Annotated in this window: 1 protein-coding gene (only partly in view); it reads right to left on the minus strand. The window is 61.7% G+C overall.

Annotated elements, in window-relative coordinates:
- Window positions 1–12,381: the 3' portion of an SDR family NAD(P)-dependent oxidoreductase gene (locus FPT12_RS03545; protein WP_145014667.1), read on the minus strand. Its footprint extends 7,935 nt past the window's final position; the window shows 12,381 of its 20,316 coding nt (coding positions 7,936–20,316); its start codon lies beyond the right edge, outside the window; it ends in the stop codon at window positions 1–3.

The raw sequence follows: 12,381 nt of genomic DNA on the forward strand, positions 1-12,381 counted from the left end.
CTACTTTGCAAAGGCCATAGTGTTATCGAGTGTTTCGACATGGCTCTGCCGAATCACGATCTGGTGCTGCGCCAGGAAGTCCTCGATGAGGTCGTTGCACTCCTGCGCATTGGTCAAGGTCACGAAGTGCCCGCCAGTTTCGATCATCTCCAAAACCGCACCAGGAATGCTGTCGCGCAGCGTCAGGGTGGTTTGCGCAGAAATGACCGAGTCGTGACGGCCTTGCAGGATCAGGCTCGGGACAGCGATATCAGCCAGCATCGCGCGCAAATCCGGCAGATGGGTGAATTCATCCAGATACTTGAGCCCCATACGTGGGTCCATGCTCTCGCAACGCAGCAGCGTCTCCGATACGCGTTGTCGTTCTAGTGTCAGCCGCGGATCGTCGACATGGGAGGCAATGAGTGCCATATCCTCTGCGATCACCTCAACCAACGGACTGACCTTGCCATCGCGGTTGCCGACCTTGTAAGAGCTGCAGATCAGCGTCAACGTCGCGCTCAAGTGCGGATAGCGATGCACAAACGCCTGTGCCTGCAGGCCTCCGGCCGAGATCCCGGCGATATGCATCGGCCCGGTGACCCCCAGCGTTTCCAACACGTGCACAAACAGATCGGCCACGCCGTCGAGTGACAAAGGAACCTGTGCATTCGTGGCACCGACGCCGGGATGGTGAATCGTCACCACGCGGAATCGTTCCGACAGGGACTTGAACTGGTAGGCGAATAATCCGGCGCCTATGTTGAACGGATGCATCAGCAACAACACCGGCCCCTGCCCTGCCGACATCACTTCGACCTGCCCCCCCTTCACCTCGACCAATTGCCGTACGACTTCCGGGAAAATTTCCTGCACCACACGATAGTTTTCTTCGACAACCCGTGATGCAGCATTGGTCGCGCGCTCCAGCATCTTGCGGTCAGGCCGGACCTCGACGGGGGCGGTGCTCCCGGCGATATCAAGCAGGTGGAATCGCGCTTCGGAACGTGCCGCATTCGAGTCGTCGGCGGTCAACAGCAAGACGTGGGCATCGGATTGGAACAGGGCTACCAGCCGATCGGCCAATTCGCATACCACTGTGAAATTCAGTCCGACCGGAATTGCCAGGCGGATGCATTGATTCAGCGACTCGTCGCCCGGGCTGGCCAGATGACGCGCAGCCCGAATACCGGTTTCGCGGTAAATCCAGGCAAGGCAGGATTCCACCGGATACGCGGCACCGCGGTACCGAGGCATTGCGGACACATCGAGCAAGACGCAGTGCGTGCCCGGCATCGCGCCACGCACTGGCGCCCCGGCATCGCGCAGACGCTGCCACAGCTGCGCCACGCATTGCATGCGCTGAGTCACCAACTTACGGACCTTGGTTCGATCGCCCAGCACCCTGGCCAGCAGCGAGCGATTCTCCAGATTTAGCTCGTTGCCGCGCAACGCGGCGCGCTCATCGATATGAGTCGCGATGCTCGCATCAGACGTCGCGACCAGGCCGCCGTAACTGCAGCCGAAGTCTTTGCTCATACCCATGCTTACCGCATCCGCCTGTTGCAAAATCTGACCGGCGACATCCCACAGATCCTGTTCAGCAAACCCCTCTTCGTTCTGAATGATGCAAAGCGCGTTCTCCAGCAGACGGGTCGCGTCCATCACCAGTATCGTGTCATGGCGATGGGCGAGTTCCCGCGCCAGGCGCAGGTTGGCCAGCGAAACGGCACGACCACCACGCGCATTGTTACTCAACTCCACCGCGACAAATGCGCAGCCATTGGGGCAGGACAGCAGCTTTTCCTCAAGATCACTCAGATCGAAATTGCCGGAGAACGGTGCGCCCGAATCATCGCCAGATTCCGCCGCCACCACCACTTCGCTCAAATCATGATCCATCAGGTTGAAGGTCCAGCTCGGGAACAAGGCATTGCTCAATACCCGGCGACCGCGTTTAGGCAAGGCGCGGCACAGCATCGCCTCCGCCGTGCGGCCAGACCCTGCCGCCCGCACGAACTTGAACGGTAGTAACGTCTGTTGATCGAGTCGGTAATCAACGCTTCCTCCAAGTAACTTGGAGCGCATTTCGGCCATACGACCGGAAATGAATCCCGCCTCAAGCTCCGACCAGGAATCCGTCATCAAATCGTACGGCACCTCACCGGGCGCCAGGCGTACCGGGTTATAGCCGACGGCGCGTAATTGCCTTTCGCGCAGCCCCACTTGTGTGTCAGGAAGCGCTTGGGTTTCGACCTCCAGAGCCTCTTGCACTTCAGCAACGGCTACAGGGGTATCGCCCGCCTTGGGACTCGCGATCATAAGCAGAATGTCGGATACCGGGGTGCTGTCGGCCTCATCGGCGCGACACAGATAGACCGGCAGGTTGGTCGGTGCGAACTTGTTCTTGAACTGCACATTGCCGTCGTTGTTGACCAGGCCCAGTTCGCGCAGCTCTTGCAGAGTGCGCTCGGCCTGCACATCGGCATTGGCCGAATCGCAAACCTTGACGCCAAAAGTGCCGCCGAAGCTGAAGAAGGTATCGCCCTCGGCAATCCGCTGCTCAAAGATCTTGGCAATGGCGAATTCCAGGCCGCCCGCCGGCGCCTGCGCGCCATAGAACTCCAGGTCCAGCAGATAACCGTTCTCGGACGGGATATGCGTCACGATGATGGCGTTGGCCAGCGTGTCATCGACAAAGGTCAGGAACATGCGATGACGTTCGGCCAACACACCTGCTCCGATTTCGGCTCGCACCGTCGCCACATAAGGATTGACCATTTGCTTGGTGCTGGCCCACTGGTCGATCACCGCAACAATCTGCTGATCGATGGCCGGATCGCTGCCGACGCGGTATTCCTCGGTACGGCACTGGCCACTGGCTTCGAACTTGTTCACCAGATAACGCAACTTGCGCATTTTGCTGCCCGACAGTGTGAATTCGGCGAGGTTTTCCAGTCGCTGCACCACGCCGAACGGCGTGGCCGTAATGGCGATATCCCCAGCCCGTTCCAGACGCATCAGCGACAGGAAGTTGGCTTTCATCCCGTGTTCGCGACCAAACTCGATGTACTCCTGCGCCAACTCCGGCGCGTAGTCCTCGGTACCGACATAACTGAACGAAAACAGCACATCCCCTGCTTGGGAACAGTTGAAATAACCCAAGCGCCGTTTGCCAATGAAGACATAGGGCGCAATGTCCCGTCCGGGCAACCCGCCTTCCTTACCATGCAGCAGGTGCAATTGCCGCACGGTCTCGTCCAGCTCGGGCCATTTCGGCAGACTCTGCTTCTTGACGAACAGCGCCTGACGATCGTCGATCGGCGTCTCCGACAATGGGCTTGCGTCGTGCGCCACCTCATTACTCGATGCCACCACGCCGCTCACGTCGCTATCCCCCAAGAACGCCGCGAGGGCTGCAATGGTCGTCATATCGAACAACAAGCTCTTCTTCAACGGACCGAACTCGCCTTCCAGCGCGCTGATCACTCGCAACATGTCAAACGACGTCATCCATTGCGAAAACGCCTGCTCGGGGGCGGGCTCTCGCTCCAGGGTGCGCTCAATCAGTCCGAAGAGGCGCTGTTCCAGCGATTCGCCCGGCGCCGGAATAACCTCGGCCTCGACAGTTGTTTCCCTGTCTGCCACTGCCGGTGCGGCAGCAGGCTGTTCGGCGATGCCCGCAGTGGTACAGGCACGTTGCTCGCAGTAGTCCGTCAGTAGCTCGACCGTATTGTGTTCATACACCTGCGCAGCTTGCACATCCCAGCCAAAACGCTGGTTCAGACGGCGGATCAACTGGATGCCGAAGATTGAATCCAGCCCCAGGTCGACGAACGGAACGGTCTCGTCGATCTCTCCCACGGGGATATCCAGCAGCTCGGACAGTGCTTCGCGCAGAAAGCCCGCAATCTCGAGTGGGTCAATACTTACCGCCGTCGTCGAATCGGGTTCCGTTGAGCGTACTGGACTCATAGGCTGCGCACCGAAAGCCGCTTCGGTCGTCGCAACAGGAGCCACCGCGACGACGGGCCCCACCCCAGACAACTGGATCTTGCCTGACACGCGAGGCGTCGATATCTGGACGGGTGAGTCCACCAGCGGCAACGGCAAGGCCTGCGACACATTGTGCGTATGCACGGCCTCATGCACCGCTGGCAGCGCCGTTACGGCGCTGAACCAATGATGCTTGCGCGCAAAGGCGAAGCTCACCACGCCGCCCAAGCGCGGCAACCCCGCAGGCAACCATGCATGCCAGTCAACCTGCGCTCCAACGACCCAAGCCTGGGCCATCTGGCGCAAACCGGCACCATTCGCGGGCGCCGGGATCATCTGCTCCGCCAGTCCCGACAGTGCCGAGTCATGCATGCCCTGAGAGGCCATCGTCAACTCGGTGACAAGGCTTGCGGCATCCTGCGCCAGCACCACCAGACGATGCGGGAACGCCTCCCGACCATGGGCAAGAGTGGCGGCCAGCGCACGCAGATCAAGCGCGGTATTTTTTTCGATAAAGCGCGCCAGACTTGCCGCATAAGCCAGCAGGGCCTCCGCGCTCGGCGCGGACAGCAGGAAGGGCAGAACACCGGTCGACCCCGCATGGACGGCGCGCGCGGGATAAGACTCCACAATCACATGCGCATTGGTGCCACCGAACCCGAACGAGCTGATGCCGGCGCGCTGCACGGAACCCGAGGCGGTTTCAATATCGCGTGGCCATGGCGTCGTGTTGGCGACCACATAGAACGGCGTACTCTCCAGGCGCAGGAATGGATTGACCTGACGGAAATGCAGGTTGCCTGGCAGTTGCCCATGCTTCATCGCCAACACCACTTTGAGCAGGCCGGCAATGCCGGCCGCGGCCTCCAGATGGCCGATATGGGTCTTCACCGAGCCGATTCCGACCTTCGCAACAGCGCACGGCATGCGGCCGGGGTCTTGGGCCAGCTCGGCGAATGCCATTTTCAGGCCCTCCACCTCGATCGGATCGCCCAATCGGGTACCCGTGCCGTGCGCTTCGACATAACTCACGCTCGCCGGGTCGATATCGGCGTTGCGGTAAGCCTGAACGATAGCGCGGGCCTGAGCCTTCGAGCTCGGCGCTGTCAACGAGTTCGTGCGTCCGCCATGGCTTACAGCGCTGCCGCGGATGACTGCATAGATCGGCGCACCCTCGGCCAGCGCCGCGCTCAGCGGCGCCAGCAGCACGGCCCCCGCACCTTCACCACGTACATAGCCGTCGGCGTCGGCATCGAATGTCTTGCAGCGAGCATCCGCGCTGAGCATGCCCGACTGGGTAAAGGCTTCGAACAACCCGGGTGCCAGCGTCAGATTCACGCCACCTGCGAGCGCCTTATCACACTCGCCGTTGCGTATCGCGCTCACTGCCCGGTGAATCGCTACTAACGCGCTGGAACATGCTGTATCGACTGCCTCGCTCGGACCCTGTAGATCCAGCACATAGGACACTCGATTCGCCAGGATAGAGTGGGCGATACCCGTCGCAGTATGACCGTCCATGGCAAGGCCCTGGGCAGTCATCAGATCGTTGTAGTCGGTAGTCCCGACGCCGACGAATACGCCGGTGGTCGAGCCGGCCAGCGAAGACGGCGGATAGCCGGCATCTTCAATCGCCCGCCAGGCCACCTCCAGAAACACGCGCTGCTGCGGATCCATCGACGCGGCTTCGCTTGGCGCTATCTTGAAGAAGCGTGCATCGAAGGCGCCCACATTGTCGATAAAACCCGCGCGAATCCCGTGCATCGCGGGATCTGTATTGAGCTCCGTGCGCTCGGCCGGAACAGCCTGCACCAGATCATCGCCCGCCATCAAATGAGCCCAGAATGCATCGAGGTCTTCCGACTTTGGCATCCGGCCGGCAATGCCGATAATCGCAATCGGATCATCTGCCTGGTGCCGCTCCTGCTCCACCTTTGTCACTGCCGCCGGTACTTCAACGACCGAGACGGGGCCTGGCGTTTCGGTCCAAGTAACCGCAGCAACTGGAACCTGACCGCCCAGGTGGCTGGAATCGACGCAGGTCAGCAGATAATCGGAGAAGGCCTCCAGCGTTGGGCAATCGAACAGAACCTGCGGCAGCAGATCGAGTCCGAATGCCTGGTTCACCTCGACCAGCAGTTCGGTCAGCGACACCGAGTCGAAACCGCTGTCCAGGAAGTCGGCGGTCAGATCGACGTCACCAGGCTCAAGCATCAGGAAGCGCGCCGCCATGCGCTGCAGCTCGCGCCTGATCGCAACGGCACTGCCCTCGTGCACGGTCTGCGGCGATGCCAGAATGTCGGCCTTCGTAACGGCGACAGGGGATGGCGACGGGACTCTCGAGCCACCACTCGGCGGTTCAGGCATCGGCGGCAGAGCGGCCGCCACGTAGTGGGCGAATGCACTGAGCGTAGGGCAGTCGAATAACACTTGCGGCAATAGATCCAGACCAAAGTGCTGGTTTACCTCGGTCAGAAGCTCTGTCAAGGAGACCGAATCGAAACCACTGTCCAACAGTTCGGCCGACAAATCGACATCGGCCTCGTCAACCATCAGGAAGCCCGCAGCCATGTTTTGCAGAGCGGCCTCGACTTCTACGAGCGTCGATGCAGCGCTTGTGGACCGCTGCGCAGCGGGCGTCGGCACCTGCTCGGCGACAACGGCGGCGCGTGCGAACAGCATAGGCGCGATGCGCAAGCCCGAGATGTCGGCCAGCACCTGCCCATCGGGGTTAAGCAGACTTAGATCGAAACGACGCGCGCCCGGCGTCTCCTGGCCGACCTCACGGGCCCAGACCAGCACCTCTGCGGGCAACTCTGCATACAGCGAGAAATTGTCGAATCCTATCGGAACATAGCCCCTGGAATGCGGGTCGCGGTCCAGGGCGGCCAAGCTCTGCAAGGCACCATCAAGTATGGACGGATGCAATAGCAATTCGTGGCTGGCCTTCGCTACGCTCGCTGGCATGGCAAGCTCGGCCAACGCCTCGCGATCGCCCAATTGCAGGTGGCGAATGACCTTGAAGCCTGGACCGTGATCCAGCCCCGACGCCAGCAGCATCTCGTACAACACATCCCCAGCCAATGGCTGCGGGCAGTGCATGCCGAGCGCGGCCATATCAACAGCCTCAGGCTGCGTTGCGTAATCACTTCCCAGATGTCCATCGCAGTAAACTGTGCCGTTTTCGCCGCTAATCTGGAACGCGGTTTTGCTGCCCTCACCCTTCAGCCGCAGTTGCAGGCTGGGAACCCCTTTCTCCAGGTTGAGCGGCGACAGCCAGCGCACATCGCCGAAACGCAGCGGCGCACCGGAACGCCCCAGCGCTTGCCGTACCCATTCCAGGTAAAACATGCCGGGAAGCCAGCGCTGGCCACGAATCCTGTGTTCAAGGCAATAGAATGCGTTCGGATCAAGTGCCAGCGCAATCACACGCTCATCGGGCCTGGCCACGGGCAGCTCCAGGTCGATCCAATACCGCTTGTGTTCGAAGGGATAGCCGGGAAGCTCCACCCGCTTGGGCGCAATGCCGCGCCACAGCCCACGCCAGTCAATGCGTACACCCTGCACCCAGGCCTGCCCCAACTTGGCCAGATTACGCTTTTGCAGCAGCGACACGATGAAGGAGGCACCCTCCTCATCCGCCAGCATCTCTTTCACGCTCTGGTCCTTGCCATCGTCGTATATCACCGCCGCGTGTTCCTCCCCCCTGGCGAAGGTACGCAGGGCCTGGGCAAGCGTCGCGTGATCACGCGCTATAACGGTGACCCGCTCGCCCATTTCGCGCCGACCTGTCTGGCTGGTATACGCCAACTCATCCAGCGAGCAGGCCGCCCCTGGCGCGCTTTCGATGAAATCGGCGTTGTCGTCGGCCCATTGCGCCAACCTCTCGCGAGTTCTGGCCGACAACACGAACAGTACGGGCTGATCGGTGTCGCGTTCGACGTGCTGCGCGCGCCGGTCCTCATACTCTTCGAGGATCAGATGGGCATTGGCCCCGCCAGCGCCGAAGGAGCTGAGTCCGGCGCGGCGCGGGTATTCCCTCACGCCGTCGCCCAGGTCCAACAGAGGACGCTCCCAGGGCTGCAACTGACGTTGAGGATGAAACGGCGAATGCTCGAAGTCGATTTTCGGATTCAGGGTTTCAAGGTGGAGACACGGCACCAGCTGCTTGTGCTTGAACTGCAGCAATACCTTGGTCAAGCCGACGATTCCCGCCGCACCTTCCAGATGCCCGACGTTGGCCTTCACCGATCCGATTGCTGTCGATGCAACAGCGCCCCCGCTTGCCGCCGACTTAAACGCACGGGTCAGACTGCCGACCTCGATCGGATCACCCAGCGCCGTGCCGGTACCGTGCAACTCCACATAGGATACGGTTTGCGGCTCGACCCCGCTTTTCTTGAACACCCGCTCGATCAATTGTGCCTGGGCGTTTGGATTCGGCACGGTGTAGCCGCCAGTCTTGCCACCTGCATTCACAAGAGAGCCCTTGATCACCGCCAAGATCGTATCGCCGTCCGCCTCGGCCGCGGCCAGTGGCTTAAGCAACACCGCGCCTACCCCTTCTCCGGGTGCGAAGCCATCAGCCCGCGCGTCGAACACCATGCTGCGGCCGTGGCTCGACAACATGTTCAAGGCACCGAGCGAAGCAAAATGCGCGGGGTGCAAGATCACGTTCACCCCGCCAGCAATCGCCACGCGACACTCCTCGCGCAGCAGGCTTTCGCAGGCGAGGTGCACTGCAGTCAACGAGGATGAGCAGGCAGAATCGACCGCGAAGCTCGGCCCTTGCAGGTTGAAGCAGTACGATACCCGGTTAGCCAGCGACCAATGCGCAGAATGCCCCCCTGAAAGCTGGCCAGCATCCCAGCGCGTGGCTGCTAATTGGCCGTAGGCACCATACATGGAGCCTACGAAGACGCCCGTGTTCACCTCTTTGGTGTATTCGCCGAGATGGCCGGCCGACTCCAGCAGACTCCAGCAGGTCTCCAGGAACAGCCGTTCCTGCGGATCCATGTTCACAGCGTCCCGCGGCAGGATGCCGAACAAGCCGGGATCGAATTGATCGACCTGATCCAGGTACCCCGCAGGGCCTGCGTGCAGCCCTTGACGCAGGTAGGCCTGCCAATCTTCGCGACTGGAGGGGACCTCCCCGACGCAATCCGCGCCCAGCGCCAGGTTTTGCCAGAGCTGTTCCACCGTCGACGAGTTCGGGTAGCGGCCGCAAACGCCGATGACCGCGATATCGCCACCGTGCCGTGCCGTATCAACCGGCTCGTGTGCAGGCGCCGGGGACGCTGCTAGCGGCACTAGGGTGTCTATCTGCGCGGGCGCAGGCGTCGTCGCGGGGGCGCTTCCCAGTAAGCGGCCGAGCGCGGTCGCATGGGTGCCGACGAGGTGCTGGCCCAATTGTTCGATGGTTAACTGCTCGAACAGCAAGGTTGCAGGTAGGTCGCCAAGGTCCAGCTCCAACTGCGCGATGATCTTTTGGCTGTTGAGCGAATCAACGCCGAAACTTTCAAAGGTCGCCCATTCATCCAACTCGGCGGGCTCGAATTTCAAAATGTCGCCGAACACACGCTTGAGATATCCTCGCACACGCGGCAGGAGCGACGCGTCCTGTTCGTACCCTTCCTCCCGAGAAGGGATGTGTGCGGCTGAAAGGACGGACGAGGCCACTTGTGGCTCGCCGCCTATCAGACGTGCCTCGGACGCGTGCGCCTCGCACAGATAGCCCGCCAGCGTGAACAGGGTCATGTATTCGAACAGCAGGGTCGCGGGCAGATTGCCGAAATCATTTTCCAGGCGAGCAGTGATGTTCTGACCGATCAGGGAATCGACGCCGAAACTTTCAAAGGTCGCGTGCTCATCCAACGCCAGCGGATCGAACTTCAAGGTTTCAGCAAAAATCCGCTTCAGATAGCTCATTACACCGTTGGCCAACCCGCCCCCTTCTTGCCCAGCGGAGGCCTGCGGCACCGCCCGTGTCGGTGCGGACGGCATTGACCCGGTACGCTGAACACCCGCGTTGGCGGCAGGCTTGACACCCCGAACCGCTGCGACGATCAACGCCTGGTCCAGATCATCCTCAGCCAACCCTGGAAGTCCCTCGATGCGCACGGCACCGAACCCGGCCTGATCCAATACGGAACGCCACTGCTGTGTGGAAGACATCGGGGCATGCGGCAAGCGCAGCGCGTTGTCCTGGTACGCCCACCACCCCGACAGCAAGCCGAAGGTCAGCGTCAGGAAATCATGCACACGCGTCACTTCGTTGACGAATACCTCGCCGCCTGTGCCGAGCAGCCACGCAATGTTGCGCATCCCCTCTGCCAGATCCGGCACCACATGCAGCACCATGGTTGCCAGCACGATATCGTAGCTACCCTGAGCGAAGCCCTGTTGTTGCGGCGACTTGCCGATATCCAGCAGCTCGAATGTCAGGTACGGGTAATCCGGCGCGTAGTTCTGCTTGCCGTGGAGCAAGAAAGCGCTGGAGACATCGGTATAGCAATACTCAACCGGTAGCCCGGCCAACGCCGGCAATAAGCCGGAGGTCGTGCCGCCAGTGCCGGCGCCGATTTCCAGTATCCGCACCGGACGCCCGCTCGCTTCGATCACGCGTTTGGCCGCGGCTACCACTGCGCGAGCCAGCAATTCATTGTAAAAGTTGGCAATGACCTGGCCCTTGTAGATCTGCTGCACCAGGGCCATCGAGCCTTTGGGGAACAAGACCTCCATCGGATTGCGCCGGCCAGCGATGACCTCCATGAGATTGCCGACACAGGTTTCGAGCAGTGCGACATGCGGCCGCATATCCGGGTGCTGTTCCAGCAACCGTTGACGGATCGGCGCCACCGCCTGAACCGGCGCGGCGCCGACCATCGAGTGATCGTCAAGCCTCCAGCCGCCGCTACGGACAGCGGCGTCGAGCAGCGCGTCGAACAAGCGGGCAAATCCGGGCTGAACACCCGCACGTCGACCGAGTTCATCGCGTGTAACTTGCCCGCCCGGCTCCGGCATCCAGCCGCTGGCCTGCAGAGCCTCGGCCAGTAGCGCCCGGCTCAATGTCTCAAGTAGCTGGTAGCCCTTGCGCGACGACGAAAGCGCCTCGGGCATTTGCGTGTACTCCTGCCGCCCCTGCCCGATCCCGAACCAATCACTCAAGCAATGCGCCTGCGCCTTGATCACCAGCGTCTGCGGCAGACGTTGCACCAGGATGCGCTCAATGGCCTCTGCTGCCTCGGGAATTTCGATCGACCCCAGCCCTATCGCCGCCATGCGCTTGCGGTAACTCTCGCCAGACACGGCGCCGATGCTGCCCCAGTAGCCCCAGTTGATCACGCACACCGGATAGGTGCTGCGCGCACGCAGATTCAAGGCGAACGCGTCTTCGAAAGTGCTAGCGGCGGCATAGTTGGCCTGCCCGCCCGCCTCAACGAATGACGCCGCCGTGGAGAACAGCAGCAAGAAATCGATCGGATGTCCGTGCAGCACGCGTTCGAGTACCGCCATGCCGGTGACCTTGGGCGCCAGCACCGCATTGAAGGCAGCCTCGTCCATCGTCGCAAGGGACATGTCGCGAAAAACACCGCCGATGTGCAGCACCCCACGCAGCGTCCCTTGGCGGCTGCCAATCTGTTCGACAACGCGGCGCATGGCCGTTTCGTCACACAGGTCCGCCTGAAAGTACTCCGCCTGTCCGCCAAGACTGGCGACCTGACGAATCTTGTCCCGGATACTGTCATCTTCGGGCCGACGTCCTACCCAAGCCAGCCGGGCCTGGGCGCTTCGAGCGAGATAGCGGCTGACTTCAAAGCCCAGTCCGCCCGCGCCGCCTATGACCAGGTACGTGCCGCCCTTGACCAGGGCGCTGCTGCTGGCCGGACGAGAGAGCCTGACGGTCTCGAATATACGCTGCAAACGCTTCTGGCCGCGCAGCGCTGTCACCCCTCGTACGGCTCGCTCACGCGCGATTCTCGGGGCCAGCGCTTCCACAGAAGACGCATGGTAGGGCCCGGCATCAATGCAATCGACATTCCAGCGCGAATACTCCGACGCCACGGCACGTGCCATCCCCAGCAGTCCGGCACCATACGACTGGACCGTATCGCCTGCCTGCGCATCGACCACGCCATGCAGTACGAACTTCAGGCTCAGCGCCTGACGGCGGTGTGGACCATCGATCAGCTGTTTGATCAGGAGGAACGCCAAGCGCATCGTTGGATCGTGCTCCGGCGCCGTGACGCCGCCCGATGCTCCGGCAAGGAAATAGATTGCATCGTAGACGTGCTCTGAATCGGGCAGGTCGCTCAACGCGCCGAGCGTGACCTGACCGCCCGCGTGGTGGCGCTGCAACGCTCGCGCGAGCTCGGTGGCTTGCGGTGCATGCAAGATCAGCACGCG

The organism is Pseudomonas sp. H3(2019) (assembly GCF_007713465.1).
In the GTDB taxonomy this organism is placed as follows: domain Bacteria; phylum Pseudomonadota; class Gammaproteobacteria; order Pseudomonadales; family Pseudomonadaceae; genus Aquipseudomonas.